The sequence below is a fragment of the Haloarcula sp. JP-Z28 genome (genome assembly GCF_011440255.1).
GTDB lineage: Archaea > Halobacteriota > Halobacteria > Halobacteriales > Haloarculaceae > Haloarcula > Haloarcula marismortui.
The window spans coordinates 1-25,820 of the sequence record NZ_JAAOHT010000031.1 but is presented as its reverse complement, the minus strand read 5'-3'; the positions used below and the strand labels follow the sequence as shown (position 1 = coordinate 25,820).

Here is a 25,820-nt window from a genome sequence, read left to right as displayed (position 1 = left end):
TATGGATGGGTCAAAAGGTGGTGGTACCCAATGCTTGTATCAGATGTACGCCCTGCACGCGACACCCACACTGCACTGCCTACAAACCACAGACGCCGGCCGACACGACCCCCAGGATGACAACACGAATCACGACCCCCCGAAACGAGGACTCGTACCCGACAACCACACTGCCCTTTGACAACGCGGACGACCAGTCTCGGTCCCGCCGCGCGCCGAAGATGTTCTCGCCGACCAATCACGCCACGATGGGCCAGTTCGACACTGAGGCCACGGACCCGCGCTAAACTGGGACACAACGCATATCCCGCAGGCAAACATCCGTGTCGATATGGCTGATTACACCACAGTATCGATTCCGAAGGACCTCGCGGAGCGCGTCGAAGAGACCATCGAAGGGACGAGTTTCTCCAGTACGTCCGACCTCGTCCGGTTCCTGCTCCGGAGTATCGTCGTTGAACACCAGCGGGAAGGGGAACTGACCGAAGCGCAGTTTCAGGATATCACCGACCAGCTGCGAGACCTGGGCTACTTGGAGTAGCTAGGTCGCTACTGCGGATACTTCTCGGGCGGCTCGATGTCGAGAATCGTGACATCCTGCGCTTGCCCGGCTCTGTCAAAGGCTCCGAAGGCGTCGATATCCCACGGCGGGATGCCGACGAAAATCACTTCATGCAGGTCGTCGGTCTTGCTAACACCCATGTACCCCTCGGGATGGGAGACGAACCGGCCCTGCGTCTGGCCGGCTGGCGTCCCCAGGTCGACGCCGAACACTGCCTTCACTGAGGCCCCGGCTGAGGGGAGATAAAAGTCAGTGAACACCGGCGTCTCGTCCGGCAAGTCTGTGTCAGGAAGCTCTCCAGCAGGCGTGACGGCCAGCGAAATCGTCACGTCGTCAGGTTCGGCCTCGCTGGCGAGCCGTAACAGCGTCTCGACGAGTCCGCGTGTGACGTAGACCACGCCATACTTTCGCACGGCCCGGGTAAAACGGCGTCGTTTGACCCGATTTAGCCGAGCACGAGCGACTTGAGGTTCTTCGCGTACAGCCCCGGCGTTCGGCCGCGGGACCCGCGAAGCGCGTAGTCGATGGCCTCGGCGGCGTCTTCCATCACACCTTCTCCGTGCCCGACCAGCACTCGTTCGGGGTCAAGCCGCGTGAGCTTCTTCGGCGGGAACAGGCGCAACATCGGGTGGACACCGAGTCGTTCGTCGCCGGCGAGGAAGTAGTCCGCCGCCCCGACCGCTTCTGGGACGACGAGCGTGTCGTCTTCGTCGCCATACAGCGCGGCCTCTTGCCAGAACGAGTTCTTGATGATCTTGTGGACGCCGTAGTCCGTGCCCGGCAGTTGTTGGTGCATGCGTTCAACCGGTGCGTCGATATCTTCTTCGACACCTGACATCCAGTCGGGGATATACACCGGCACGTCGTGTCGATTCGCAACGGCGGCGCTGTCGCGTTTGTGCCGGTCTAACAGAATGACGACGCCAGCCACCTCGCCGAACTCCGCGAACAGGTCGTCGATACCGTCGACGTCTATCGGGTCGGCGACGAACACGCCGGCATCCGTTTTGAGAACGTGACTCGCCCGGACCATCATCTCGTCGGGGTACGGAATGTAGCTCACGCCGCGTTCCCAGCGGTTCGTCTCCAGCCACTCCGTCGCCTCGCTCTGACCTTTGATTGGCATACGCCTCTGTACGAGCCTGACGCGAATAAATGGTCGCGAACGGGAAACACGCGTGCTGTCGTTGTTTCGCCTGTGAAACGGCGTCCACAGCGGCTTTGTCAGTGGCGGTCGAAGCGCCGATATGCTCTCATCGCCCGCCTGGATCACGCTAGAGGTGAAGTACCCAGACCGTGCGACGGCGTTCTACGAGGCCTTTCTGGAACTTGATGTCGTTTCAGAGAGCCCAGACGAGGCCGTACTCGCAGCCGGCGACACCGAACTCAGGCTCCGCGCTCCGGGAGCGGTGCCGCGCGGCGGGCTCCACACCCACTACGCGCTCACGATTCCCGAGCGGGAGTACGATGACTGGTACGACCGGCTGGACGAGCGTTTCGACCTGGTCGAACACACCTTCGGGGACGCGCGGTCGCTGTACTTCTATGACCCGCAGGGTAACTGTGTGGAACTCGGTGAGCGGGCGGTCGACGGCGCTGGCGTCACCGGCCTGTTCGAACTCGTCCTCGAAGTCGAGGAGTTGTCTTCGGCAGTGGAGTTCTACACCACGCTAGGGTTCGAACTGGTCGACGACGGCCGCGACGAAGGCCGGGTCAGGCTGTCGACCGGCGACCTCGACCTAGAGTTGTGGTCACCACGGCTCGGCATCGCCGACGCCCGCGGCGGCGTCCACGTGGACTTCGGCGTCGTTGCCGAAGACCCGAAATCGACGGCAAGGGAAGTCGCTGACGACGCGCTTGCGGTCACATCGGTCGACGAGGGCGTCCGAATCAGGGACCGGGACGGCCACTACCTGACGCTGGTATCAGCGTAGGCGGCCGCTGGTGTCGGCGTGGCCGCCCAGTGATATTCGGGGATGCACTCGCTGGATGCGAATATAATGACCTCCCCTGTACTAGTAGCCGTATAGGCCCCTCATAGGTAGGTTCTTTTCGTATCCAGAGCCACGTTCGAGTCGAGGATGTCCCTGACTGACTCCCGGACTGAACACGATGTCCCCGCGAAGGCGACGCTGTTCTGTCCGGACTGTGGGCACCAGAGCAGGTACGACGGTGACTGGGCTGTGGTCGAACGGTGTGGTAGTACGCACTACCGCTGCCCGGATTGTCACACCCAGATCACGACCCGACCGCGCCACACTGACAGTGGTTCCCCTCGTTTCTTTGACGCCTACTGGCAAGCGTGGAACCACGGTATTCGCGTGTGGCACGGCCTGTTGCAGCGACTGCTCTCGCCGTGAGCGGTCGTGCTAGCTGTTCTGTCGTCGGCCGAAATCGCTACGCCCGTGGTTTCGATAGACATCACAGAGAAATGTATCGCCCACGACAGCACCGCTCGGTGGATGCAGCCTGTTGTGTCGCTCAATCCAGCCGCTCGGAGTCGATGCTGACCCCCGGCGGCGTCACAATCAGGAACCCGCGGAAGTGCATCAGTTCGCCGCCGGCCTCGCGGACCGGTCGGGCGAACCCGGCTGCAAGCTCGTTCAGGTCGCCCTCGACGTTGAGGACCAGTACCGACCCGTTCTCGATGGTGTCGATCCACTGGTCGGGCGATTCCGATCCGTCAAGGACGCCGAGCACGACGCGATTGCTACCAGCCCCATCACGGTCCTCATCCATCTGGTCCTCCACGGCCTGTAGGTCCAGCCCCTCGAAATCACTCATAGCCACACACATGGGCGGATAGAGCAAAAATCCTCCCCACCTGTCTGACGCGCGGCAGTCGCACTGGCCGCGGTCGTACCTGTGTGACGTGTGTACGCATCACCGCCTTATGGACAGGTATAAATAGTGGAAGCATCCAGTTACGGGTGCTTATGTCCAACAACGAGGGCACGTCGGAATCTCCGGCGGATCGAGTTCTTCCAGGGCACACTGGATTCCACGTCTGAGATAACAGACGCACGGATTTTCGACACCACGCTGCGCGATGGTGAGCAGTCACCACGCACGTCGTTCAACTACGAGGACAAACGCGAGATAGCCGCGCTGCTCGACGAGATGGGCACCCACGTCATCGAGGCCGGGTTCCCCGTCAACTCCGACGCGGAGTTCGAGGCAGTGCGCGACATCGCCGAGTCCACGCGAGTGACGACCTGCGGACTGGCGCGTGTGGTCGAGAAAGACATCGAGGCGGCTCTGGATTCCGGTGTGGACATGGTCCACACCTTCGTCTCGACGTCGGACGTACAGTTGCAAGATTCCATGCACGCGACCCGTCAGGAGGCACTCGACACTGCCGTCGACTGTGTCGAGATGATCAAAGATGCGGGCGTCGAATGCATGTTCTCGCCGATGGACGCGACTCGGACTGACGAGGACTTCCTCGTCGAAGTCATCGAGGCCACGTCCGCGGCGGGGGCGGACTGGATCAACATTCCGGACACGTGTGGGGTCGCCACGCCGCGGCGGTTCTACGACCTCATCGAAATCGTCGACGACTGCACCGATGCCTACATCGACGTGCACACGCACGACGACTTCGGACTGGCGTCGGCCAACGCCATCTCCGGCTTTGAGGCCGGAGCCAGCCAGGCGCAGGTGTCGGTCAACGGGATCGGCGAACGCGCCGGCAACGCGGCCTACGAAGAGGTCGTGATGGCGCTGGAGTCGCTCTACGATGTCGACACCGGAATCGACACCACCCGCATCACAGAGCTGTCGCGGATCGTCGAGGAGAAGTCCGACATCGGGGTGCCGGCGAACAAGCCTGTCGTCGGGCGTAACGCCTTCTCCCACGAGAGCGGTATCCACGCTGCCGGTGTCATCGAGAACTCCGACACGTTCGAGCCGGGTGTCATGACTCCCGAGATGGTCGGGGCCACACGCGAGCTCGTGCTCGGCAAGCACACCGGAGCCCACTCGGTTCGGGAACGGCTCGTCGACGCCGGATACGACCCGAGCGAGGCGGAGGTCCGCGAAGTGACTCGCCGCGTCAAGGAGTACGGCGCGGAAGAGCAGGTCACCATGTCGGTGCTTGAACGGTTCGCCGAGGAGATCGGCGTGACCGAGGAGAGCGAGGAGGTCCGGGCGTAGGCCAATGACCTCGCTTCCGGCTGTCACTACGAGTGAGCAGCCACCGGTGAGTACCCGGTTTCGAGCGGTTGCCCGCCAACAGCTATCACAGAACGTTTATTATTCGGGACGAACTGCATTCGGATGTGATGACCGCGGCTGCTGGGCGTCAGGTTCGAACCCCCACCAGCACCGCGACCGCTATTCTCGGCGTGCGTATTGTAGGGGCACTATAGCCCCTCTCTTTACCTTTTCACCCCCGGCCGAATCGATTCGTCATACCACCACAGAGTCATCAGTCATGCACGCAGCACACACATCACCGCGGTATCGACCCCGAACACGAACAGACGGAGGGATGACACGATGAGCGAACGCGCATCCGTCCCCAAGGAAGAGGAAGAAACAGAACCAGAAACCAAACAGGAGCCGGTCACAACGGGCGCGCAGTCGGTTATTCGCGCGCTCGAAAACGCCGAGACCGATTACGTCTTCGGCGTTCAGGGCGGTGCAATCATGCCCGTCTACGACGCGCTGTACGACTCCGATATCAACCACGTCACGATGGCCCACGAACAGGGGGCCTCACACGCGGCGGACGCGTACGGCGTCGTCACCGGCGACCCCGGCGTCTGTTTCGCCACGTCCGGCCCCGGGGCGACGAACCTCGTGACCGGCATCGCCGACGCCAACATGGACTCGGACCCGGTCATCGCGCTGACCGGCCAGGTCCCGACGGAATTCGTCGGCAACGATGCGTTCCAGGAGACGGACACGGTGGGCATCACCCAGCCGATCACGAAGGAGAGCTACTTCGCTGCCGACTCAGACACTGTCGGCGACGATGTCAGCGAAGCGTTCGCGCTCGCTGACGCCGGCCGGCAGGGACCGACGTTGGTCGACCTGCCGAAGGACGTGACTCAGGGCGAAACCGAGGTTGAACCCGGCTCCCCCGAGACGCCGGAGACTTACGAGGTGCCGGAGGAAGCCGACGACGAAAACGTCCAGGAGGCCGCAGAAGCTCTAGCCGAAGCCGACCGCCCGGTCATCCTCTCGGGTGGCGGCGTCATCAAGGCAGACGCATCGAGTGCGCTCCGTGAGTTCGCAAAGGAGTACGAGATTCCGGTCATCACGACGATGCCCGGCATCGGCTCCTTCCCCGAGGACCACGAACTCTCGCTTGAGTGGGCCGGGATGCACGGCACCGGCTACGCCAACATGGCGATTAGCAACACCGACTGCATGCTGGCCATCGGGACGCGCTTCGACGACCGCCTGACCGGCGGCGTCGACTCCTTTGCCCCCGACGCGGAGGTCATCCACGTCGACATCGACCCGGCCGAAATCAGCAAGAACGTCTACGCTGACTACCCACTCATCGGAGACGCCCGGAACGTGCTCCGGCAGCTGTTCGACGCGATGCCGCGTGCGCCGGACGCCGACGAGTGGCGCGACCAGTGCCAGACCTGGAAAGATGAGTACCCGATGGACTACGACACGCCCGACGACGAGCCGCTGAAGCCGCAGTACGTCGTCGAGCAGTTCTCGGAGATGACGCCGGACGACACTATCGTCTGTACCGGCGTCGGCCAGCACCAGATGTGGGCCTCCCAGTTCTGGGAGTACACCGAGCCCCGGACGTGGGTGTCGTCCCACGGTCTCGGGACGATGGGGTACGGCGTGCCAGCCGCCATCGGTGCCAAACTCGCCGCGCCGGACCAGGAGGTCGTCTGCTTCGACGGCGACGGCTCGTTCCTGATGACCGTGCAGGGCCTGTCGGTCGCGGTGCGTGAGCAACTCGATATCACCTACGTCGTCCTGAACAACGAGGCGGTCGGGATGGTCCGCCAGTGGCAGGACGGCTTCTACGAGGGCCGCCGGATGGCCTCCGAGTACCCGTGGATCCCGCAGTTCGACAAGCTCGCCGAGGCCTTCGGCGCACGCGGGTTCACGCTCGAATCCTACGACAATGTCGAGGAGACGATACAGGAAGCACGCGACTACGACGGCCCGAGCGTCATCGACGCCCACATCGACCCCGGGGAGAACGTCTTCCCGATGGTCCCAAGCGGCGGTGACAACGGCCAGTTCGCGCTCAACGAAGACCATCTGGACATGATCTAACAATGACTGGAGGAATGCCAGGCCCCGCGCCGGACGAACGGATGCGCCCGAAGGGCCGACGCAACACGCAGGGAATCCGCGTCGACCCCGAGGCCGAAGTGACACACGAACCGCGACAGGCGGTGCTGTCCGCGCTGGTCAAACACCGGCCGGGCGTGCTGTCGGAAGTGTCAGCGCTGTTCAGCCGACGGCAGTTCAACATCGAAAGCCTGACCGTCGGGCCGACAGTCGACGACGACACAGCCCGGATGACGATCCTCATCGAGGAGCCGGAACCGGGGATCGACCAGGCGAAAAAGCAACTGCGGAAGCTCGTGCCAGTCATTTCGGTCAGGGAACTCGAAGGCGAGGCCGTCCGCCGGGAGCTCGCGCTGGTGAAAGTCAGCGGCGAGAAGCCCGACGATGTCAATGCGGTCGCCGATATGTATAACGGGCAGGCAGTCGACGCGTCGACCGACTCGGTCACCGTCGAGATTACGGGTAGCAAGCAGAAGATCGACGCCGCCATCGAGGCGTTCAAGCAGTTCGATGTGCAGGAAATTGTGCGAACCGGGGCCGCCGCACTGGAACGCGGCCCGAAAACATTAGAGAAAGATGTCTGACGAACTTACCACAACAGTCTATTACGACGAGGACGCTGACGTATCGACAATCAACGATGAGACCGTAGCCGTGCTGGGTTACGGGTCGCAGGGCCACGCCCACGCGCTGAACCTTCACGAGTCCGGCGTCGACGTAATCGTCGGCCTCCGACAGGACTCTTCGTCGTGGGCTGACGCCGAGGACGCGGGCCTCCGTGTCGAGACGCCCGACGTGGCCGCCGGCGAGGCGGACCGCGTCGTGATGCTCGTCCCGGACACGATTCAGCCGGCCGTCTACGAGGCCATCGAGGACGAACTGGACGCCGGCGACACGCTCCAGTTCGCACACGGCTTCAATATCCACTACGGCCAGATTGAACCGCCGGAAGACGTCGACGTGACGATGGTCGCGCCCAAATCGCCCGGCCACCTCGTCCGCCGGACCTACGAACGCGGCGAGGGGACGCCCGGTCTCATCGCGGTGTATCAGGACGCGACCGGCAACGCCAAGCAGGAGTCGCTGGCCTACGCGAAGGGCATCGGCTGTACCCGCGCTGGCGTCATCGAGACCTCCTTCCAGGAAGAGGTCGAGACGGACCTCTTCGGCGAGCAGGCCGTCCTCTGTGGCGGCGTCACCGAGATGGTCAAGGCCGGCTTCGAGACGCTGGTCGACGCCGGCTACGCGCCGGAGATGGCCTACTTCGAGTGCCTGAACGAACTCAAGCTCATTGTCGATCTGATGTACGAGGGCGGCCACATGGGCATGTGGAACTCCGTCTCCGACACGGCCGAGTACGGCGGCCTGACCCGCGGTGAGGAGGTCATCGACCGTGAGGGCATGGAGAAAATTCTCGAAGAGGTCCAGAACGGCGAGTTCGCTCGCGAGTGGATCAACGAGAATCAGGCCAACCGACCCGCCTACAAGCAGTATCGCGACGCCGAACAGAACCACCAGATCGAAGCCGTCGGCGAGAACCTGCGCGAACTGTTCGCGTGGGGTGAGGACGCCGACGCAGAGAAGACAGAAGCCCCAGCAGATGACTAACGAACGCACGGATCCAACGGACGGCGAACAGAGCGAATCGCGCACAACGATGGGAAGCATCCAGCACACCCACCCTGAAACCAACGGAACCTTCGGCGCGGTGTTCCGCCGCGGCCCGGTCGTGGCCGCTGACGGCGGCGAACGCGACGCGGAGGAGGAGGAGACTGACGAGACGATGGAGGACATCGACCACGAAGCACCCGACGAGGGTGTCACCCGCGCGTACGAACGCGGAACTGAAGGACGGGACGAGACAGTATGAGTCAGGGAACGCTGTACGACAAGGTATGGGACCAGCACAAAGTCACGACCCTGCCGAACGGCCAAGACCAGCTGTTCGTCGGGCTGCACCTCATTCACGAGGTCACCAGCCCGCAGGCTTTCGGCATGCTCAAAGAGCGTGGTCTTGAGGTCGCACGCCCGGACCTGACCCACGCGACGGTCGACCACATCGTCCCGACCGCCAATCAGGACCGGCCCTACAGCGACGACGCGGCCGAGACGATGATGGCCGAACTTGAGGAGAACGTCCGCGACGCCGGTATCCAGTTCTCTGACCCAACGACGGGCGACCAGGGTATCGTCCATGTCATCGGCCCGGAGCAGGGCATCACCCAGCCCGGCAAGACCATCGTCTGTGGTGACAGCCACACCTCGACCCACGGCGCGTTCGGCGCGCTCGCGTTCGGTATCGGGACGAGCCAGATCCGCGACGTACTGGCCACCCAGACCATCGCGATGGAGAAACAGAAGGTCCGCAAAATTGAGGTCACCGGCGAACTCGACGAGGGCGTCGAGGCAAAGGACATCATCCTCGAAATTATCCGCCGGCTCGGGACCGAGGGCGGCGTCGGCTACGTGTACGAGTACGCCGGCGAGACAATCGAGAACCTCGACATGGAAGGTCGGATGTCCATCTGTAATATGTCCATCGAGGGCGGCGCTCGCGCGGGCTATGTCAACCCCGACGAGACCACCTACGAGTGGCTCGAAGAGACGGACTACTTCCAGGAACACCCCGAGAAATTCGAGGAACTCAAGCCCTACTGGGAGTCCATCCGCTCCGACGAGGACGCCGAGTACGACGACGTCGTCGAAATCGACGCGGGCGAACTGGACCCTGTCGTCACGTGGGGAACCACACCCGGCCAGGGCATCGGTATCGACGACCCGATTCCGGAGCCCGAGGATCTGGCCGACGACAAGGTCGACACCGCCCGCCGCGCCCAGAAGCACATGCGCGTCGAGCCCGGCGAGACGATGGAAGGGTACGACATCGACGTTGCCTTCCTTGGCTCCTGTACCAACGCTCGGCTGCCTGATCTCCGCCGCGCGGCCCGCATCGTCAAGGGCCGTGAGGTCGCCGACGACGTGCGAGCGTTCGTCGTCCCCGGCAGCCAGCGCGTCCAGCGCGCCGCCGAGGAAGAAGGCCTGAAAGACATCTTCGAGGAAGCCGGCTTCGAGTGGCGCAACGCCGGCTGTTCGATGTGTCTGGGCATGAACGAGGACCAGCTGGAAGGCGACGAGGCCTGTGCTTCCTCCTCGAACCGGAACTTCGTCGGCCGGCAGGGCAGCAAGGACGGTCGGACCGTCCTGATGAACCCGCGGATGGTGGCTGCTGCGGCCATCACCGGCGAAGTGTCTGACGTGCGCGACCTGAAGGAGGTGACCCTGGCATGAGCGACGCGACTGAGGACATCCCTGAAGTCGACTACGTTGAGGGGTCTGGCATCCCGATCCACGGGAACGACATCGACACGGACCAGATAATCCCTGCGCGGTTCATGAAGGTCGTCACCTTCGACGGGCTGGGCGAGTTCGCCTTCTTCGACCTGCGGTTCGACGACGAGGACAACGAGAAGGACCATCCGTTCAACGAGGAGCGGTTCCAGGACTCGAACGTGATGGTGGTCAACAACAACTTCGGCTGTGGCTCCTCCCGCGAACACGCGCCTCAAGCCCTGATGCGCTGGGGCATCGACGCCATCATCGGCGAGGGCTTCGCCGAGATTTTCGCCGGAAACTGTCTGGCGCTCGGCATCCCGACGGTCACCGCCGACCACGAGACGATCAACGCGCTCCAGCAGTGGGTTGATGACAACCCCGACGGCGAGATTGAGGTTGACGTGCGGGCGGAGACTGTCACCTACGGCGACAACGAGATCAACGTCAGCGTTGACCGCGCCCAGCGCGAGGCTCTCGTCGAGGGCAACTGGGACACGACGGCGCTGATGAAGGCCAACAAGAACGCTATCGAGGCGACGGCCTCGCAGTTGCCGTACCTCGATCAGACGCGGTCAGATCTCGAAGCGGACGATTGACGCGAGGTCACTTTGTGACCTCGGTTTGTGCGAACGGCAGAGCCGTGCGCGCAGTGCGCTCATTTTGAAGCGCCGATATCCAGATCGCGGAGGGCAGCTACTACCGTCGGCCTCTGTCGATTTCTCCCATGGAGATGGCAAGACCAATAGCTGTGCGGGGCGCGTTCTTCCTGCATGGACCAGATTCGGGAGATACACATCGCGCCGCTGGGGCACGAGCGTGACCGGATCGCCGAGCCGATTCACCAGCACAACGCCGACGACGTGTACCTCCTCACAGCGACCACAGAGCTGTCACGGTTGACGCCGTACCAGCAGGCACTCGTTGAGGAACTGGACGCCAACGGCGTTAGCGTCGAACTACACCGAGCGGATTTACACGACCTCTACGACGTGCTGGCCGAGGTCACGACACTAACTGCGGACCATCCCGAGGACATCGTGCGTGTCAATGTCTCCAGCGGGCCGAAGGTGGCGGCTATCGGAAGCGCCATCGCGTGTATGGCGACGGCGGCGACGGCATACTACGTCCATCCCGAGGAACACGTCCCATCGGTCGCTGTGGAGCCACTCACCCGCGGGATGGAGCGCGCGGAGGTCCTCCCGTCGTATCCCATCGAAGCTATTTCTCGTGACCAGGTCGCGGTGCTGGACTATCTCAAGCGGACAAATACGGACACCTACACCGCAAAAAAGTCGGACCTCATCGAGTTCGCCGAGGACGCCGGTCTTTCGTTCATCGACGACGCCGACCCGGCAAACGAGAAGGCGAAGTTCGCGCTGTTGAACGCGAACATCGTGGACCCGCTGGTCGAGGACGGCTATATCGAAGTCAACGATGTCGGACGGACGAAACAGGTTGCACTGACAGAGACCGGTGAAAACGTTCTCCAAGCGTTCCGACACAAACTCTGAATATATGTCACACAGACGGTTGTAACACGCAAGAAACAGAACCTAATGCTTTCATAGTTCCACATTATATTTGAACACAGTTGGGCGACGCCCACATGAACCACTTCTCGATAGATGACATCAGGGTACTCCACGTTGACGACGACCCCGGCTTCGCCGAAATCGTCTCAGAATTCCTCGAACGGGAAGATGACGCCTTTTCCGTGGAGACCGCGACAAGCGTCGACGACGCACTGGTGATGCTTCAGGACACCCAGGTCGATTGCGTCGTCAGCGACTACGATATGCCCCAAAAGGACGGACTGGACTTCTTGGAACTGGTCAGGGACGACTACCCCGATCTCCCGTTCCTCCTGTTCACCGGCAAGGGATCAGAGGAAATTGCGAGTCGGGCGATTTCGGCCGGCGTCACTGACTACCTCCAGAAGGAGGCCGGAACGGAGCAGTACACCGTATTGGCAAACCGAATCAGGAACGCGGTCCGGAGCGCACGGGCCGAAACCGCGGTCCAGCGCACGGAGGACAGGTACCACAACCTCGTCGACACTGCGCCGATCCCGATTCTCCTTTTCGACCGTGACTGGAAGGCCCTGTACGCCAACGAGGCGGCCATAGCGTTTCTCGATGCGGACTCCTTCACAGAGATAGCCGGGAAGAAGGCGAGCGACTTTCTCCATCCTGACGAGCGGGACGCGGCCAGAAAGCGGTTCCAGCGGCTGATGCGCGAGGGCGTCTCGGTTCCGGAACGAGAGTACCGCGTGATGACCGCCGAGGGCGAGGTGAAGACAGCGACGATTGCCACCGCACCCGGCTACTACCGCGGCGAGCAGGTCGCTCAGGCGATGGTGTACCGATAGCCGGGGGACGATTGCACATTTAGAATGTTGGACGACGCCGTTTGTCTGTCTCAGTCCGTGGATTACACCAGTAGTAGCAATTGTATTGATAGTATACATAGTATCAACTGTTTCTGTAGTATTGAGATAGAACCTACATAGTCGCCATCGCTACGAATAGTTGCGCACGGGTCGCCAGCGATCTCCCCCGATTTGCTTCGGCCCTCCACACGCTCATGTCGTCCGCTGGTCACCCGTGCCATCCCCCTGAGCGTGTCCGTTTTCTGTGTTGCCGAGCCGATATCGCACCCCGTTCACTCGCGTGTGGAGCGCCGCCAGTTCACAGGAGACGTTCGGAACCGATACGCCGGAACCGAACGACTTTCACCAGCCGGCTACGTGCCTCCCGCTATGACACACGAGATAGCCGTTATTCCGGGCGATGGAATCGGACAGGAGGTCACACCCGCCGCGGTCGAAGTGCTGGAGGCCATCGACGGCGTCGACTTCGACTTCGTCGAGGGTGAAGCCGGCGACGCAGTGAAGGAAGAAACCGGCGACGCGCTCCCAGAGGAGACGCGCGAACTGGCGGCCGACGCCGACGCGACGCTGTTCGGCGCGGCTGGCGAGACAGCGGCCGATGTCATCTTGCCGCTCCGGCAGGTCGTCGGTTCCTTCGCAAACGTCCGCCCGGCCCGCTCGTATCCGGGACTCGATGCCGTCCAGCCCGACACCGATATCGTATTTATTCGGGAGAACACCGAGGGTGTCTACAAGGGCATCGAGAGCGAGATTTCGGAAGGCGTCACTACCTGTACGCGGGTCATCACCGAAGACGCCTCTGAGAAAATCGCCGAATACGGGTTCAGCTACGCGAAGCAGAACAGCTACGACGATGTGACGATTGCCCACAAAGCCAACGTCATGCGCACTACAGACGGGCTGTTCCTCGATGCGGCCTCGGCAGTCGGCGAGGACCGGGACGCGTCCTACGATACGGCGCTCATGGACGCGCTTGCGATGCACCTGGTCATGAACCCACAGGATTACGGCGTCGTCATCTGTCCGAACCTCGCCGGCGATATGCTATCGGACCTCGCCGCGGGCCTCGTCGGCGGCCTCGGCCTGCTGCCGTCGGCCAACATCGGCGAGGAGAACGCGCTGTTCGAGCCGGTCCACGGCTCCGCGCCGGACATCGCCGGCGAGGGTATCGCCAACCCTTCAGCGATGATTCTCTCCGCAGCGATGTTGCTCGACCACCTCGGCTACGACGAGCAGGGCGATGTAGTTCGGACGGCTGTCGAGTCCGTGCTCGATTCGGGGCCTCGAACGCCGGATCTGGGCGGCGACGCATCCACTGAGGACGTGACCGCCGCGGTTATCGACGAACTGTAAGCAGTTTTCTCGCGTTCTATCTGGGCAGAAACAAGCACGGCCCAATAGAAAGAGGTAAAACCGAAGCGAAACAATCACAGCCGAAAGAATGCTCCCGGCCGAGCGAAAGCGCACTATCGTCCAGTTGGTGACAGAGCGAGACGGCTGTTCAGTGTCGGAGCTGGCCGCGGAACTGGAGTTCTCGAAGGCGACGATACGCCGTGACCTCCGGGACTTGGAATCACAAGGCCGGATCGAGCGGTCCCACGGCGGCGCGGTGCCGGCGTCCTCCGTCGGGACCGAACGCCCCTACGGCCAGCGTGAGGTTGACCACTACGCCGAGAAGCAGGCGATTGCGGAGCGGGCCGCTCAGGAAGTCCGGGAAGGGCAGGTGGTTTGTTTCGATGCCGGGTCGACCACAATGGAGGTTGCGCGTGCGATCCCGGACACCGACTACGTCGCGGCGACGAACATGCCGGACCTCGCCACTGAACTGGCCGAGGGGGATGTCGACACCAAACTCACCGGTGGGAGCCTCCGACCGCGAACCCGCGCGCTCGTCGGCCCGACGGCCGAGCGCGCCGTCGAACGGATGAACTTCGACCTGCTGTTTCTGGGGACGAACGCGCTCGACAGCGCCGCCGGGCTGTCGACCCCGAACGAGGACGAGGCGGCGATCAAGGAACTGATGGTCGAGCGTGCCCGCCGGGTCGTGCTGGTCGCCGATGCGTCGAAGTTCGGCGACCGGAGTTTCGTCAGCTTTGCCGCTCTGGATGAGGTCGATCTGCTTGTCACCGATGCCAGCCCGCCCGGGGCGCTCGCTGCGGCACTCGCGGACGCCGACGTGGCTGTCGAGGAGGTCAGCACATGATTGTCACCGTCACCTACAATCCCGCGGTCGACCAGACGATCCAGTTCGACGAGCAGATGGCTCCCGAGCGTGTCATGCGGGCCAACAAAGCGCAGTTCGACGCCGGCGGGAAAGGCATCAACGCCGCGCAGTTCCTCACCGCGATGGACCGGCCCTGCGTTGCGACGGGACTGCTAGGTGGGTTCACGGGGTCGTTCATCAGAGAGACGCTGCAAGACGACGGCGTCGAGACAGCCTTCATCGACGTGGACGGGACAACGCGGCTCAACACCACCGCTATCGCAGCCGCGGAGGAGTACAAGCTAAATCAGGCCGGCCCGACTGTCGGCGAGTCGGTTGTCGACGCGCTGCTCGAACAGGTGCGAGCGCAGTCCCCCGACCGCGTACTCATCGGTGGGAGCCTGCCGCCGGGGCTGTCCCCCGATGCTATCGACCGCATTGCGGCCGGTGGCGACTGGGAGACAATCGTCGACACCGGTGGCGACGTCCTCCGGGAACTCGACGCCCAGTACGGACTCTGTAAGCCGAACCGCGACGAGCTCGGCGATGCAACCGGGGCCGATGTCTCCACGGTCGAGGGGTGTGCGGACGCGGCGGAGAAGTTCCGGGAGCGGGGCTTCGACCGCGTGCTGGCCTCTCTCGGCGCGGATGGCGCGGTCCTTGTCGGCGACACAGGCCGACTGTACGCGGAGGCGCTCGACATCGATGTTGTCGACACCGTCGGGGCCGGCGACGCGCTCCTCTCTGGCGTCCTGAGCGCCTGGGAAGCCGGCGCGGACGACGAGACGGCGCTCCGGACCGGCGTGGCCGTCTCATCGCAGGTCGTCCAGCGGGCCGGCACGGCCGTTCCGGACCTGGGCGATATCGGCTCACTCCGGGATGGCGTGACGGTCCGACGGCTGTAGCAGGCGGAAACTGGTTTTGGCGGCAGTCGAAAAATCAGAAACGATGCGGACCGCTCAGAACTTCTCCAGATACTCGTCGACGAACGCGCGTACGTCGGCCAGCGACGGCTGGTCCGCGGTCCGGACGAAGTAGCCGGCGACGGCGTTGCCGACGACGACGGCGGCCGCAGGCGAGAGGTCGGCGATGCGGGCCAGCCCCAGTCCGGCGTTGAAGTGGTCGCCGGAGCTGGTCGTCAGCTCCGGGTCCGAGACCGAAGGCACGGCCACGCTGTCGGTGCCCGCGGCGGTGACGACGACCGACTGCTCGACACCGTGGCCGACGAACCAGGTCGGTTCCAGCGCCTCGAACACTGCCTCGGCGTCGTCGGCGAACGACCGCTCGGCGTCGCCGGCGTAGGCGTCCGCGAGGACACCCGTTTCGGCACGGTTCGACGTGACCACCACGTCGGTCACTTCGTCCAGCCGGCCGATGGCCTCCCGACCGGCGCGCAGCCGGTCGGCGTCGAGTTTTCGTACGTCACCGGGGTCGACCAGCACGGTCTCGGGCGGGTCGTCAATACCATCCCACAGGGTACGGAGGCCGTCGAAGACCGTCGGCAGGTCTGGCGTCTCTGACCAGTAGCCAGTTCCTAACAGGCTCGCGCCGTCGAGTTTCTCGGCCAATCGGTCGTGGCCGAAGGCCGCGTCGAGTTCGGTCCAGTCAAGCGACATCGTGTCGCCGATTTCCGTGAGCATGAGCTTCCCGTCGTCGAACTCGACAGCGTCGGTGACGCCGGGTTCACCCAGCGAATGGAGTTCGTACTCGCCGAACTCCGTCTCGAATGCGTCGTGGACCGGGTCGCCGTACATCCCGACCATCACGGGGTCGAACGACCAGCCGCCGAAGGCCCGCGCGAGGTGGCTGGTGTGGCCGCCGGTTCGGCTGCCCTGCTGGAGCCACTCGAAGGAGAGCGAACTGTCGGCGGCAACGGAGCGGTCGATACGGTCGCCAAAACTCTCCAGTGTAGCGAGGCGCTCGTGGCTCTCGGGGTCGATGCGGTCAGCGACGACCTCTCGGACGCGGTCGAGGTAGCCGTCGAAACCGAAGACGACCCGCCCGGTATCGATAGCGTCGGGGAGCGCGTCGCTGGTGGGCAACGCCTCATCCGCTGTGGCGACGGCTCGGCGCGTCTCCTCGTCCATGGCCTACAGGACGTCGTCGGCTGTCGCGTCCTCGAAGATGACGCCTTCGAGTTTGTCCAGAATGTCGTAGGGGTCGTCGCGCTGCCAGACGTTGCGGCCGACCGCGAGGCCGGCGACGCCGACGTCCATGCAGTCCTCGACGAGTTCGAGGAAGTCGCGGTCCGAGGTCTTCGACCCGCCGGAGAGCAGGACGCGGTTGTCTGCGGCCGAGCGGACAGCGTGGGCCATCGCTTCCTTGTCGCGCGGGTACTTGACCTTCGTGAAGTCAGCCCCGAGTTCGAGGCCGATTCGGGCCGCATAGGCGATGGTCGACGGACTGCGGTGCTCCTTGATGGCCTGTCCGCGCGGGTACGACCACATCGCAATCGGCAGGTCGTGGTCGCGGGCGTTCTCCTGCACCGGGCGGAAGTCTTCGAACATATCGGTCTCGCGGTTGACACCCGGGTAGACGGTGTAGCCGATGGCGTCAGCACCGAGTTCAGCCGCGTAGTCGACCGACCAGTTCTGGGGCGAGTACGGGTCGCCCATCCAGAGGTCCGAACCGCCGTTGAGCTTCGCCAGCAGGTTCACGTCGTCCTCGTAGCTCGGGTAGTACGTTTCGGCGAGGCCCTTCCCGACAGCTAGCGCCGTCACGGCGTCGTGGGTCGCCATCTCGAACACCTCACGCGGGTCGAGGCGCTCCTCGACGCCGCTGAACTGCTTGGGACCGTGTTCCAGCCCGTGGTCGTGTGCTAGCACCAGCGTCTTGTCGTTCCGTACGAGCGGTGAGTCACCCAGTGGTCGCATGTGTCATGTTTCTACCCAGAACGACCATTAACCGTTTTCGGTTCTGATTTGTTACTACTGTTCGCGTTTGTTTTTGAGCGAGGGCGGGAATTAAGTGTGTTCCAGTGAAAGGTTCGGTTATGCCATCAGTGGAACTGGACGCCGAAACAGTGGCGCGCCTTGACGACCTCCGTGTCGAGGACGAGTCGTACGACGAAATCGTGACGGAACTCATCAACATCTACGAGGCCGAGGAGCTAACACTGTTTCACAGCGGCGACTAACCCTGGGCCTGCTCACAGACGGACTTCCAGCGCCCGTTCGACTCCAGTTTCTCCTGCAGTTGCTCAGCGTACGCCTGTGCGAGCCGTGCCGCCTCTTCCTCCTGATGTTTGTTCCCGCCACCGGACCCACCTAGTCCAAGCGCGTCCTTGACACCTGAGAGGAGACCGCCGCCTGAGCCTCCGGACTGGTCACCGCCGGGACCGCCCATCGGCCCTTGATTGGCGACCCGTTCCATCTCGGGCATGACGCTAGAGAGCTTCGACGTATCGGCGACGATTCGAGCGGCGTCTGGGTCACCCGGGTTCTCGATCTCGAACTCAACGGCAGTCATCACCAGCCCCCACTGCTGGCTTGAGAACGACGACGCTTTGACCTGTTCGTTGAACCGCTGGTCGACCGCCATCCGTTCGCCGGCGATGCGGTCGGTCCAGTTTGAATCGCTCATAAACTGGTGTTTGCGGGCCGGCGGTATGAGCGTTTCCCGCTCCGTGCGGTGTTCTACGGTAAAAAGTATCGTATCCGGGCCGACTGTTACGGCGCTGACTGCCGCGACCGCTACGTATTATTGTCTCCAAAACGGTTCCAATATGTTAAGTTAGCTCACGATATACTTATATCTCAATGACTACTGAGTTTGGGACAGGGCAGGCGACGGGGGACTCGGGAGATGCAGCAGCGATGGACGCCATACGGGAAGCTATGGCCGACATCTCGGCCAGCGAACCGGACTTCTGTCAGATTTTCTCCTCCCCGGCATATGATTACGATGCGGTACTGTGGGGTGCGCGAAGTGTTGTCGGTTCAGATACCGAAATCGTGGGTTGTTCGTCTTCCGGGGAGTTCACTGAAACCGGCTCGGGGAACGGAACTGTTACAGTCGGCGTCGTTTCGTCGGACTCGATGCGGTTCTTCTCCAGCATTTCGACTGAACTCAGTGCTGATCCCGAACGCTGTCTGTTCGAAGCCGTTCATGACCTCCCCGCGAGCGGCGACCCTGCTGTCGATGGGTATCCGCATCGGACGATCATCAACCTCCACGACGGCATGGCCGGAATCGGAAACAAGGTCACGCGACTCACCGAGCAGTACCTCGACGACGAGGAGACGCCGGTCGTCGGCGGGTCTGCGGGTGACGACCTCCAGTTACAGCAGACCCACGTCTTCCGGAACGACCGCGTCGAGACGGACGCCGTCGTCCTCACGCTCATCGCCGCAGAGGACGCGCTCCCGGTGACCGTCAATCACGGCCACGAACCGATCTCCGAGGCGATGACGGTAACCCGTGCAGAGGGAAGCACTGTGTACGAACTCGACGGCAGACCTGCCTTCGAAGCCTGGCGGGACGCGATTCGGGAGGACGCGATGGAGACATACGATATCGATGTCGACGAGCTGGAGGCGGGGTCGGAAGACCTTGTCATGTTGCTCGGTCGCTACGAGCTCGGTATCGAGTCGGAGCCAGAATCTGACGCGGACGGACTCGCTTCCCGAATCAAGACCTTCATCGAGAGTAAACTCATCTCGACGACGGGATACAACATCCGATGGCCGGGCCATACAACCGACACCGAGGGGCCGCTGGACTTCGCTGTCACTGTCTCCGAAGGAACGGAAGTGGTGGTGACACATAGCAATAAATCCGACCAGGTGTATGCGGTCCGGAACGCCGCCAACAACGCTGTCAATGAACTCCGCGGCGGAAGCGTCGCGGGTGGGTTCGTCTACGACTGTGCCTGCCGTGCGATGATTCTCGGCGAGGATTTCGATGACGCCGTCGACACGATTCACAGCGCTATCGACGCGCCCTTCGCCGGCTTCGAAACCTACGGTGAAGTCTGCTCGGCCGACGAGGATTACACTGGCTATCACAACACTTCCTCAGTCATCCTGCTGTTCCCGGAGTGACGACTACGGGACTGCGACCAGCGAAGAATAAACGCCACTCTTGTTCCTGTCCCTCAGACGCCGGACTCGATGGTGATTTCGGCGTGTAGCTCATCCTGCAGCGCCGAGTGGACGTGACAGATGTCCTCGGCGAGTTCCACGATATCCTGCTCTTCGTCGGCGAGTGACGCCTCGACCTCGACGTGGAAGTCAATGTATTCCAGGTCGTCGTCCTCATCGAGACCCGCAGCGACCTCGACATCGACGCTGCCGATGTCCTCGTGGCCGTACTTGTCGGCGGCGACGCGCAGTGCCGGGATATAACAGGAGGCGTAGTCGGCGGCCAGAATCTCGTTCGGCGACGGGCCGTTCTCGCTCAGCGCATCGACGATAAGCTCCCACTCGCCGTTGATAATACTCTCTACTGTGTATCCTTCCTCGCAGGTGCTCTCGACTTCGATATCTGCCATAGCAATCCTGTGGACACGGCCCTCCCCCTAAACGTTTCCTGCATGGCATTTCTGTGCGGGGCACTGCCGAAGGATAATACACTTCCAGCCCGTACAAAGAGGCAATGGAACACCTCGCACCGTCGAACGTGCCGGTGTACGCGACGCGGGAACACCAGCGCGAGATCTGGGAGCGCTGTCGGGACCGTGGACACCCGGTCCTCGCCGTCAGAGAGGCGACGCGGGGATTCATCGTCCGGTACGACCTCCAGCACCTGTCCTATGAGCTCTCTGACGCCACCGTTCAGGCGCTTCGGGACCGTGTGCGGTCCCGCCGACCGTACCCGACGACGACGGACCCGATCTCGGAGACGGAGGGCGTCGGCGGCGAGGCCGGCCCGGTGTCCGGCGAACTCCACGCGGGTACCGAACAGGCTGCCAGAGAATTAGCCTCGCACATCTCTGGGTTCGTGCTGGACCGGTCGAACTGGCGGTAGTGCCGAACCAACACGGCTGTGGCTTTTTTACACAGCCGTGCCTTGTTGCCCTATGGCAGTCGCCCGACACGAGACCGGTCCGTTTGCGACCGTGAGTGCCCTGGCCTCGCAGGTACATCCGGTGTTCATGTTGCCACCACTCGCGACGTCGCTGTTCGGTGGGTTGCTCTCCGGTGGGTTCTGGCCACCGGTGGCTGTGCTCCATGCGGGCGCGATGTTCTTCGCCGTCTACACGGCCCACGTCAAGGACGGCTACGTCGATTTCCACGTCCGTGGCGAGGACGACGACCATCCCCTCACTGGTGCTGGCTGTCGCATGGCGCTGGTCGGTGCTGGTGTCGGCTTCGCGCTCTGTACGGCGGCCATCTGGCTGCTGGTCGGTCCCGGCGCGGCACTGCTGACGCTTCCGACCTGGATTATCGGCTACACCCACGCGCCGCAACTGGATATGAACCCCGTCGGCGCGACGATGGGCTATCCGGCGGGTATCGCGCTGGCGCTACTGGGCGGCTACTACGCGCAGGTGACGACGCTGACGCCGCGTGCCGTCGGTCTCGCGGCCGTGTTCCTCCTGTTGCTGACCGGCATCAAGATCATCGACGATGAGCAAGACTACGACTACGACCGGTCGATACAGAAACGGACCGTCGCTGTCGTACTGGGTCACCAGCGTGCCCGACAACTCGCGCTCGGCCTGTTCGGAGTGGCCCTCCTTGGAATCGTGGGGCTGTCCGTGGCACTGCCCGGTATCCCGCCGAGTGCTGCGGCGGCCGCGCTCGTCTTCGGGGCGGTCGCGGCTATCGCTCAGCGAGGCGACCCCAAAACTGCGACGATGTTGCTGATTCGCGGGTCGTATCTCTTGTTGGCCGTCCTCGTGACCGCTGTCTGGTTCCGGCCGCTAGCGTGAGGATGTAGCCGTTCTGGCAGTCATGTGTTCGCTGGCTGTTCGAAACTGCTATCGCTCGAAACCGCCCTCGTCAGTCAGCCCGACACGTGTGTGAGGACGTGGGTCGCGGAGACGACCAGCGAAATCGTTACCATCGAGACAGCCATGACACCGGCGACGACCGGTGAGAGGTTCCCGGTGAGGCCACCGACTGCGAGCAGCACGGCGGCAATGATCGTACAGACCAGCAGGGCCAGATGGACGAATAGCCACGGACCGATACGTCGCAGTGAATCGAGCAGCGTCTCGACTCCCGACGGCTGTGTGGGCCGAACTCGCTTACCGGGCCGGTAGTACTCCGTGGCAGTCCCGTAGCCCGTGCTCCCGCCCCGAGTCTGGGTGGGCCGCTGTGTCGCTTTCGCCGCTGCCTCGTCCGTCGTTTCTGCGTCGACCCGCTGGTCGACGTACTGCTGTGCGATGTCACTGACACCGCCCGTAGCTGTGCCTCCGTCCGCGCCGCTGTCGACGTGCCTGTTGACGTATGCGTCGTGACCGAGTCGGTCGTATCGCGCTCGCTCGGCCTCATCAGTGAGCACGTTCTTCGCCTGCGTGAGTCGCTTGAACCGTTCTCCGGCGGCAGGGTCGTCACTCACGTCCGGGTGATGCGCTTTTGTCTGCTCCCGGTAGGCGCGGACTATCGTCTCTTCGGTGGCATCTGGGTCCACCCCCAGAATACCGTAGAACGTCGCTTCCATACACACCCCTGTGTATTTATCCAGTTGGACTAGGCGTATAATAAGGTATTCACTCCCTCACGCTACGATATCGCTCGTCTGTCGCCGAGTCGCCGGACTGAAACTGCGTGGCCACCACCGTCTCTGTATGGACGAAGACACCGAGGACTGGGAGACACAGTTGCAAGCCAACCGGGACGAGAAAGACCGCTTTTTTTCCGAACACCGCCAATCACCGATTCCGCCGGAGGAACGCGATGATTTCGACGGACTCAGCTACTTCGACCCGGACCCCGACTATCGGGTCGAAGCAACGGTTACCGTCCACGAGACACCAGAATCAGTCGATCTGGAGACGAGTGACGACCGAACAGTGCGCTATCTCCACGTCGCAACGCTCTCGTTCGACCTCGACGGCGAGTCCCGCGACCTCCATGCGTTCCGGCAGGCCGCCAACGAGTCACGGACGCTCTTTGTTCCGTTCCGGGACAAGACGACCGGGCAACAGAGCTACGACGGCGGCCGATACATGGAACTGGAACCCGACCGCGACCTGAGTGACGGCGACGAGATTACGCTGGATTTCAATCTCGCGTACTCGCCATTCTGTGCCTACAGCGACACCTTCTCCTGTCCGCTCCCGCCGGAGTCAAACTGGCTCGAAACTGCGGTGACGGCCGGGGAGCGGATAGACTGAGGCGTCTTTGCCGGCAGTCACGACACCAACACCAAACGAATTGTTTACACATCGCCACGACCAAGACAGTGTATGGCAACGGCGACCCGCGACCGTCCGATTCTGCAGGCCTTCCAGTACGGGTTTACGCTTTTCTCGGCGCTTTCGCTGGGTGTGATAGGACTCGGGTTCGGATCAGTCCTGCTCCTTACCATCGCTTTTTCCCTGTCACTCGGCGCAGGAGTCCAGATAACCGAAGTACAGACACTGGTTCTTGGGTTGATAACGGTCCAGGGAATCGGCTGCCCGGTCATCGCATACACGTACATCAAACTCAGGCCGGTGATCAGAGCGAAGCTCCGTGAGGTATTCTCGTATGCGCCAGACACCGGAGCATTCAGTATCGGCATTTCTGTGCCGAGCCTCCGTGAGGTCGGCATCGTCGTGCTGGGCTACGCCAGCGCAATGGGCGGGCTCGTAGTGGTGGCTGTCGTCATCACGGCGCTCGTCTCGATGTTCGGGATAGAACCGGCAACCAATCAGGCAGCGGAGACCGGGATGGAGAACCCCGATGTCCTCCTCCTGTTGATTCCCGCCTCCTTCCTCCTCATCGGCCCGGGCGAGGAACTGCTGTTCCGCGGCGTCGTTCAGGGCCGCATCCGGGACTACTTCGGCCCGATTTCGGGCGTCGCCATTGCAAGCGTCATTTTCGCTGGCATTCACTACCCCGCCCTCAGCGGCGGGTCGGTCACGGGGAAGCTGGTCGCGGTGAGTGCCCTCCTCATTCCGTCACTCATCCTCGGCACAACCTACGAGTACACGGACAACATCGTCGTCCCGTCACTCATCCACGGTGCATACAACGCCACGCTGTTTACTGGTCTGTATGTCACCGTGAAGTTCAGTGGTGAACTCTCGTCCGCCGCGAACGTCCTCAGTAGCAGCGGGTTCTGACCGACCCTGTCACAGCAGGGCCGTGCTGTCTGACGTTTGTAAATCATGTGATTAGTTTCCTGACCTTTACACGCAAGGGAAGGTGACATTCGTGTTCGACAAGTATTTGTTAAAGCCGTTTTTTGGACTCTTAAACCCTCTAAGACAGGATTAGCATTCTACCTATCACCCGATTTTTACTCAGTGACAGGCGATACATTGATGCTAGTACTTTGAAATGACAACCCTCTTATTGCAGTTTTCGCACAATGTTTAAACAGATGGCTGGTTCAGTGCGTGTCTTACATGTCGATGACGAACCGGACTTTGCCGATCTAACTGCGGCATATCTCGAGCGGACCATGGATTCATTCACCGTCGACACCGCGATGCGGGCCGACGAGGTTATCGCGGACCGTCCGCAGGACACGTATGACTGTATTATCAGCGACTACGATATGCCTGGCATGAATGGGCTGGCGTTCCTCGAACGGATTCGCGAGGACGCACCGAAGCTTCCGTTCATTCTCTATACTGGGAAAGGCAGTGAAGAGATCGCAGCCGAAGCAATCTCCGCAGGTGTTACGGACTATATTCAGAAAGAACCGGGAACGTCTCAGTACACGGTGCTAGCGAACCGGGTCCAAAACGCCGTCGAAGCCCGCAGAGACGAACTGCAGGTCACGCGTGGGCACCGCGCAATGAACGCGGCTTGGGATGGCATTAGCACGCTGGACCACGAGGGCCGATTCACGTATCTGAACGACGCCTACGCGGCCACGTTCGGCTACGAGCGCGAGGAGCTTCTGGGCGACCACTGGCAGAAAATCCACTCGGCAGAGGGCCTCGAAACGGTCAATGGTGAAATCCTCCCGGCTGTCGACGAGACCGGGACGTGGACGGGTGAGACACTGCTCGAACGCGCCGACGGGACACAGTTCATCGGCGAACACACCGTCGCGAGCATCGAAGATGACGGTGCTGTCTGCGTGGTCCGTGACCGGACTGACCGCGAAGAACTTGACAAACAACTGCGACACGAGCGCGAACGGTTCCGGCTGCTCGTCGATGCGGTCGAGAATTACGCGATATTCCTGCTTGACCCCGACGGTCTCATCCAGTCGTGGAACGTGGGTGCAAAACAGCTCACCCAGTACGAGGAATCTGATATCCTCGGCGAGCATGTCTCGACGTTCCACACCGAGAAACAGGTAGCCGACGGCATCCCCGAGCAACTGCTGCAAGAAGCCGAGGAGTGCGGTAAGGCCATCGACCGCGGGCTCCGGGTTCGGAAGGACGGGAGCACGTTCTGGGCCGATGTGACCGTCACGGCGCTCCAAGAAAACAGCGACGCCCGCGGCTTTGCGAAAGTGATCAAGGACATCACGGGGCAGATCGAACGGGAGCGACAGCAGGCAATGGCCGAACGCTACCGGGAGAAACTCTACGAGATCACGAACGATTCGGATCGCCGGTTCGAACAGCGGTTAGTGGACGTGCTGGAACTCGGTGTCGAGTATCTTGATGTCGACCAGGCCCATCTCGTTGCAATCGACCCTGAGGCGGGAACGCATGAAATAATCGCCATTAGCGGCGACCCGTCTCTCACTACCCCCGGCGATATCACGTCGCTTTCCGAGACCTACTGCCGACGAACCGTCGACTCCGACGGTCTGCTCTCTATCTACAGCGCCGAGCAGCAGGGTCTGGATGACGACCCCGCATACCAGCGGTACGGTATCGGCTGTTACCTCGGTGCGAAGATCGAAGTTGACGGTGAACTGTTCGGGACGGTCTGTTTCGTTGCTCGTGACCCCCGGTCGGGCCAGTTCAGACAGGACGAACAGGCCTTTGTCGAACT

At 62.4% G+C, this 25,820-nt stretch carries 31 protein-coding genes; 23 read left to right on the top strand and 8 right to left on the bottom strand.

The genetic code is table 11. From position 1 onward, the window contains the following. The first annotated feature begins 116 nt into the window (after nt 1-116). Nucleotides 117-287 (top strand): hypothetical protein, encoded by a 171-nt coding sequence (locus tag G9463_RS12640; RefSeq protein WP_007188407.1) that lies wholly within the window; start codon nt 117-119, stop codon nt 285-287. A gap of 44 nt (nt 288-331) precedes the next feature. Further along, entirely contained in the window at nt 332-541 is a 210-nt protein-coding gene (locus tag G9463_RS12635; protein ID WP_004593281.1) for a ribbon-helix-helix domain-containing protein, read from the top strand. A gap of 8 nt (nt 542-549) precedes the next feature. Here G9463_RS12635 and G9463_RS12630 read toward each other — a convergent pair whose 3' ends face one another. Further along, a complete protein-coding gene (locus tag G9463_RS12630) occupies nt 550-960 on the bottom strand; it encodes a hypothetical protein (protein ID WP_049944582.1) in 411 nt (136 codons plus the stop codon). Nucleotides 961-1,007: 47 nt separating this feature from the next. Beyond that, nucleotides 1,008-1,688, bottom strand: coding sequence for a hypothetical protein (locus G9463_RS12625; RefSeq protein WP_165896883.1), 681 nt, complete (start codon nt 1,686-1,688; stop codon nt 1,008-1,010). 121 nt (nt 1,689-1,809) lie between these two features. Here G9463_RS12625 and G9463_RS12620 point away from each other — a divergent pair, with 121 nt between their 5' ends. Together G9463_RS12620 and G9463_RS12615 are read left to right on the top strand one after the other, a co-directional pair. Beyond that, nucleotides 1,810-2,496 (top strand): VOC family protein, encoded by a 687-nt coding sequence (locus tag G9463_RS12620; RefSeq protein ID WP_165896882.1) that lies wholly within the window; start codon nt 1,810-1,812, stop codon nt 2,494-2,496. 147 nt (nt 2,497-2,643) lie between these two features. Continuing rightward, the gene (locus G9463_RS12615) at nt 2,644-2,922 is read left to right on the top strand and encodes a hypothetical protein (RefSeq protein WP_127013418.1); all 279 of its coding nucleotides are present in this window, start codon (nt 2,644-2,646) and stop codon (nt 2,920-2,922) included. 121 nt (nt 2,923-3,043) lie between these two features. Here the strand turns inward: G9463_RS12615 and G9463_RS12610 are convergent, their stop codons facing one another. Continuing rightward, nucleotides 3,044-3,346 (bottom strand): DUF5779 family protein, encoded by a 303-nt coding sequence (locus G9463_RS12610; protein ID WP_005535188.1) that lies wholly within the window; start codon nt 3,344-3,346, stop codon nt 3,044-3,046. 126 nt (nt 3,347-3,472) lie between these two features. On the opposite strand from G9463_RS12610, the gene G9463_RS12605 reads away from it, so the two are divergent. From G9463_RS12605 to pfkB, 12 genes are all read left to right on the top strand, one after another. Continuing rightward, entirely contained in the window at nt 3,473-4,717 is a 1,245-nt protein-coding gene (locus tag G9463_RS12605) for a LeuA family protein (protein WP_004593274.1), read from the top strand. A 345-nt stretch (nt 4,718-5,062) separates the two neighbouring features. Then, nucleotides 5,063-6,820, top strand: a complete 1,758-nt coding sequence (ilvB, locus tag G9463_RS12600) for a biosynthetic-type acetolactate synthase large subunit (RefSeq protein ID WP_007188411.1) — start codon at nt 5,063-5,065, stop codon at nt 6,818-6,820. A 14-nt stretch (nt 6,821-6,834) separates the two neighbouring features. Further along, nucleotides 6,835-7,422, top strand: coding sequence for an acetolactate synthase small subunit (gene ilvN, locus G9463_RS12595; protein WP_004515606.1), 588 nt, complete (start codon nt 6,835-6,837; stop codon nt 7,420-7,422). Then, complete coding sequence (ilvC, locus tag G9463_RS12590; protein WP_121302785.1) at nt 7,415-8,446, top strand: ketol-acid reductoisomerase; 1,032 nt, start codon at nt 7,415-7,417, stop codon at nt 8,444-8,446. Before ilvN ends, ilvC begins: the two co-directional genes overlap by 8 nt. Then, nucleotides 8,439-8,708, top strand: coding sequence for a hypothetical protein (locus G9463_RS12585; protein WP_004962621.1), 270 nt, complete (start codon nt 8,439-8,441; stop codon nt 8,706-8,708). Before ilvC ends, G9463_RS12585 begins: the two co-directional genes overlap by 8 nt. Beyond that, entirely contained in the window at nt 8,705-10,126 is a 1,422-nt protein-coding gene (gene leuC / locus G9463_RS12580; protein WP_127013414.1) for a 3-isopropylmalate dehydratase large subunit, read from the top strand. The genes G9463_RS12585 and leuC overlap by 4 nt, the downstream gene beginning before the upstream one ends. After that, the gene (leuD, locus tag G9463_RS12575) at nt 10,123-10,767 is read left to right on the top strand and encodes a 3-isopropylmalate dehydratase small subunit (protein WP_165896881.1); all 645 of its coding nucleotides are present in this window, start codon (nt 10,123-10,125) and stop codon (nt 10,765-10,767) included. The genes leuC and leuD overlap by 4 nt, the downstream gene beginning before the upstream one ends. Before the next feature lie 174 nt (nt 10,768-10,941). Continuing rightward, nucleotides 10,942-11,682: a DUF6293 family protein gene (locus G9463_RS12570; protein ID WP_165896880.1), complete on the top strand. Its 741-nt coding sequence runs from the start codon at nt 10,942-10,944 to the stop codon at nt 11,680-11,682. A 95-nt stretch (nt 11,683-11,777) separates the two neighbouring features. After that, nucleotides 11,778-12,539 carry a response regulator gene (locus G9463_RS12565; RefSeq protein WP_121302790.1) on the top strand — a complete coding sequence of 254 codons (762 nt, stop codon included), beginning with the start codon at nt 11,778-11,780 and terminating at the stop codon, nt 12,537-12,539. A gap of 390 nt (nt 12,540-12,929) precedes the next feature. Then, on the top strand, nt 12,930-13,913 hold the full coding sequence (locus G9463_RS12560; protein WP_004962602.1) for an isocitrate/isopropylmalate dehydrogenase family protein: 984 nt from the start codon (nt 12,930-12,932) through the stop codon (nt 13,911-13,913). Nucleotides 13,914-14,001: 88 nt separating this feature from the next. Continuing rightward, nucleotides 14,002-14,763: an HTH-type transcriptional regulator GlpR gene (gene glpR, locus G9463_RS12555; RefSeq protein WP_004962600.1), complete on the top strand. Its 762-nt coding sequence runs from the start codon at nt 14,002-14,004 to the stop codon at nt 14,761-14,763. Then, nucleotides 14,760-15,668 carry a 1-phosphofructokinase gene (gene pfkB / locus G9463_RS12550; RefSeq protein WP_165896879.1) on the top strand — a complete coding sequence of 303 codons (909 nt, stop codon included), beginning with the start codon at nt 14,760-14,762 and terminating at the stop codon, nt 15,666-15,668. Before glpR ends, pfkB begins: the two co-directional genes overlap by 4 nt. A gap of 54 nt (nt 15,669-15,722) precedes the next feature. Here the strand turns inward: pfkB and G9463_RS12545 are convergent, their stop codons facing one another. Together G9463_RS12545 and G9463_RS12540 are read right to left on the bottom strand one after the other, a co-directional pair. Continuing rightward, nucleotides 15,723-16,850: a hypothetical protein gene (locus G9463_RS12545; protein WP_165896878.1), complete on the bottom strand. Its 1,128-nt coding sequence runs from the start codon at nt 16,848-16,850 to the stop codon at nt 15,723-15,725. A 3-nt stretch (nt 16,851-16,853) separates the two neighbouring features. Further along, nucleotides 16,854-17,636 (bottom strand): class I fructose-bisphosphate aldolase, encoded by a 783-nt coding sequence (locus tag G9463_RS12540; protein ID WP_004962592.1) that lies wholly within the window; start codon nt 17,634-17,636, stop codon nt 16,854-16,856. A gap of 119 nt (nt 17,637-17,755) precedes the next feature. Between G9463_RS12540 and G9463_RS12535 the strand changes: the two genes are divergently transcribed. Beyond that, complete coding sequence (locus G9463_RS12535) at nt 17,756-17,899, top strand: hypothetical protein (protein ID WP_004962590.1); 144 nt, start codon at nt 17,756-17,758, stop codon at nt 17,897-17,899. Here G9463_RS12535 and G9463_RS12530 read toward each other — a convergent pair. Further along, complete coding sequence (locus G9463_RS12530; protein WP_165896877.1) at nt 17,896-18,345, bottom strand: DUF5799 family protein; 450 nt, start codon at nt 18,343-18,345, stop codon at nt 17,896-17,898. The two genes, G9463_RS12535 and G9463_RS12530, sit on opposite strands and share 4 nt — an antisense overlap. A 176-nt stretch (nt 18,346-18,521) precedes the next feature. Here G9463_RS12530 and G9463_RS12525 point away from each other — a divergent pair, with 176 nt between their 5' ends. After that, nucleotides 18,522-19,805: an FIST signal transduction protein gene (locus tag G9463_RS12525; RefSeq protein ID WP_165896876.1), complete on the top strand. Its 1,284-nt coding sequence runs from the start codon at nt 18,522-18,524 to the stop codon at nt 19,803-19,805. Between the two features lie 53 nt (nt 19,806-19,858). Here the strand turns inward: G9463_RS12525 and G9463_RS12520 are convergent, their stop codons facing one another. After that, on the bottom strand, nt 19,859-20,254 hold the full coding sequence (locus tag G9463_RS12520; RefSeq protein WP_004962584.1) for an OsmC family protein: 396 nt from the start codon (nt 20,252-20,254) through the stop codon (nt 19,859-19,861). 104 nt (nt 20,255-20,358) lie between these two features. Between G9463_RS12520 and G9463_RS12515 the strand changes: the two genes are divergently transcribed. Together G9463_RS12515 and G9463_RS12510 are read left to right on the top strand one after the other, a co-directional pair. After that, the gene (locus tag G9463_RS12515; RefSeq protein ID WP_004962582.1) at nt 20,359-20,730 is read left to right on the top strand and encodes a hypothetical protein; all 372 of its coding nucleotides are present in this window, start codon (nt 20,359-20,361) and stop codon (nt 20,728-20,730) included. Nucleotides 20,731-20,782: 52 nt separating this feature from the next. Continuing rightward, nucleotides 20,783-21,637 carry a UbiA family prenyltransferase gene (locus G9463_RS12510; protein ID WP_165896875.1) on the top strand — a complete coding sequence of 285 codons (855 nt, stop codon included), beginning with the start codon at nt 20,783-20,785 and terminating at the stop codon, nt 21,635-21,637. A 74-nt stretch (nt 21,638-21,711) separates the two neighbouring features. Here the strand turns inward: G9463_RS12510 and G9463_RS12505 are convergent, their stop codons facing one another. Next, nucleotides 21,712-22,371: a DnaJ domain-containing protein gene (locus tag G9463_RS12505; protein ID WP_007188423.1), complete on the bottom strand. Its 660-nt coding sequence runs from the start codon at nt 22,369-22,371 to the stop codon at nt 21,712-21,714. A gap of 127 nt (nt 22,372-22,498) precedes the next feature. Between G9463_RS12505 and G9463_RS12500 the strand changes: the two genes are divergently transcribed. The 3 genes from G9463_RS12500 to G9463_RS12490 form a co-directional block, all read left to right on the top strand. Continuing rightward, a complete protein-coding gene (locus tag G9463_RS12500; protein ID WP_165896874.1) occupies nt 22,499-23,047 on the top strand; it encodes a DUF1684 domain-containing protein in 549 nt (182 codons plus the stop codon). A gap of 72 nt (nt 23,048-23,119) precedes the next feature. Then, nucleotides 23,120-23,980, top strand: a complete 861-nt coding sequence (locus G9463_RS12495; RefSeq protein ID WP_004962566.1) for a CPBP family intramembrane glutamic endopeptidase — start codon at nt 23,120-23,122, stop codon at nt 23,978-23,980. 260 nt (nt 23,981-24,240) lie between these two features. Further along, a partial coding sequence (locus tag G9463_RS12490; protein ID WP_165896873.1) for a PAS domain S-box protein occupies nt 24,241-25,820 on the top strand: 1,580 nt, incomplete at its 3' end.

Excerpts from the sequence above, each read along its gene's own strand:
- G9463_RS12640 (WP_007188407.1), top strand. The coding sequence starts at position 117 with ATGACAACACGAATCACGACCCCCCGAAACGAGGACTCGTACCCGACA.
- G9463_RS12635 (WP_004593281.1), top strand. The coding sequence starts at position 332 with ATGGCTGATTACACCACAGTATCGATTCCGAAGGACCTCGCGGAGCGC.
- G9463_RS12625 (WP_165896883.1), bottom strand. The coding sequence starts at position 1,688 with ATGCCAATCAAAGGTCAGAGCGAGGCGACGGAGTGGCTGGAGACGAAC.
- G9463_RS12620 (WP_165896882.1), top strand. The coding sequence starts at position 1,810 with ATGCTCTCATCGCCCGCCTGGATCACGCTAGAGGTGAAGTACCCAGAC.
- G9463_RS12615 (WP_127013418.1), top strand. The coding sequence starts at position 2,644 with ATGTCCCTGACTGACTCCCGGACTGAACACGATGTCCCCGCGAAGGCG.
- G9463_RS12610 (WP_005535188.1), bottom strand. The coding sequence starts at position 3,346 with ATGAGTGATTTCGAGGGGCTGGACCTACAGGCCGTGGAGGACCAGATG.
- ilvB (WP_007188411.1), top strand. The coding sequence starts at position 5,063 with ATGAGCGAACGCGCATCCGTCCCCAAGGAAGAGGAAGAAACAGAACCA.
- ilvN (WP_004515606.1), top strand. The coding sequence starts at position 6,835 with ATGCCAGGCCCCGCGCCGGACGAACGGATGCGCCCGAAGGGCCGACGC.
- ilvC (WP_121302785.1), top strand. The coding sequence starts at position 7,415 with ATGTCTGACGAACTTACCACAACAGTCTATTACGACGAGGACGCTGAC.
- G9463_RS12585 (WP_004962621.1), top strand. The coding sequence starts at position 8,439 with ATGACTAACGAACGCACGGATCCAACGGACGGCGAACAGAGCGAATCG.
- leuC (WP_127013414.1), top strand. The coding sequence starts at position 8,705 with ATGAGTCAGGGAACGCTGTACGACAAGGTATGGGACCAGCACAAAGTC.
- leuD (WP_165896881.1), top strand. The coding sequence starts at position 10,123 with ATGAGCGACGCGACTGAGGACATCCCTGAAGTCGACTACGTTGAGGGG.
- G9463_RS12570 (WP_165896880.1), top strand. The coding sequence starts at position 10,942 with ATGGACCAGATTCGGGAGATACACATCGCGCCGCTGGGGCACGAGCGT.
- G9463_RS12565 (WP_121302790.1), top strand. The coding sequence starts at position 11,778 with ATGAACCACTTCTCGATAGATGACATCAGGGTACTCCACGTTGACGAC.
- G9463_RS12560 (WP_004962602.1), top strand. The coding sequence starts at position 12,930 with ATGACACACGAGATAGCCGTTATTCCGGGCGATGGAATCGGACAGGAG.
- glpR (WP_004962600.1), top strand. The coding sequence starts at position 14,002 with ATGCTCCCGGCCGAGCGAAAGCGCACTATCGTCCAGTTGGTGACAGAG.
- pfkB (WP_165896879.1), top strand. The coding sequence starts at position 14,760 with ATGATTGTCACCGTCACCTACAATCCCGCGGTCGACCAGACGATCCAG.
- G9463_RS12545 (WP_165896878.1), bottom strand. The coding sequence starts at position 16,850 with ATGGACGAGGAGACGCGCCGAGCCGTCGCCACAGCGGATGAGGCGTTG.
- G9463_RS12540 (WP_004962592.1), bottom strand. The coding sequence starts at position 17,636 with ATGCGACCACTGGGTGACTCACCGCTCGTACGGAACGACAAGACGCTG.
- G9463_RS12535 (WP_004962590.1), top strand. The coding sequence starts at position 17,756 with ATGCCATCAGTGGAACTGGACGCCGAAACAGTGGCGCGCCTTGACGAC.
- G9463_RS12530 (WP_165896877.1), bottom strand. The coding sequence starts at position 18,345 with ATGAGCGATTCAAACTGGACCGACCGCATCGCCGGCGAACGGATGGCG.
- G9463_RS12525 (WP_165896876.1), top strand. The coding sequence starts at position 18,522 with ATGACTACTGAGTTTGGGACAGGGCAGGCGACGGGGGACTCGGGAGAT.
- G9463_RS12520 (WP_004962584.1), bottom strand. The coding sequence starts at position 20,254 with ATGGCAGATATCGAAGTCGAGAGCACCTGCGAGGAAGGATACACAGTA.
- G9463_RS12515 (WP_004962582.1), top strand. The coding sequence starts at position 20,359 with ATGGAACACCTCGCACCGTCGAACGTGCCGGTGTACGCGACGCGGGAA.
- G9463_RS12510 (WP_165896875.1), top strand. The coding sequence starts at position 20,783 with ATGGCAGTCGCCCGACACGAGACCGGTCCGTTTGCGACCGTGAGTGCC.
- G9463_RS12505 (WP_007188423.1), bottom strand. The coding sequence starts at position 22,371 with ATGGAAGCGACGTTCTACGGTATTCTGGGGGTGGACCCAGATGCCACC.
- G9463_RS12500 (WP_165896874.1), top strand. The coding sequence starts at position 22,499 with ATGGACGAAGACACCGAGGACTGGGAGACACAGTTGCAAGCCAACCGG.
- G9463_RS12495 (WP_004962566.1), top strand. The coding sequence starts at position 23,120 with ATGGCAACGGCGACCCGCGACCGTCCGATTCTGCAGGCCTTCCAGTAC.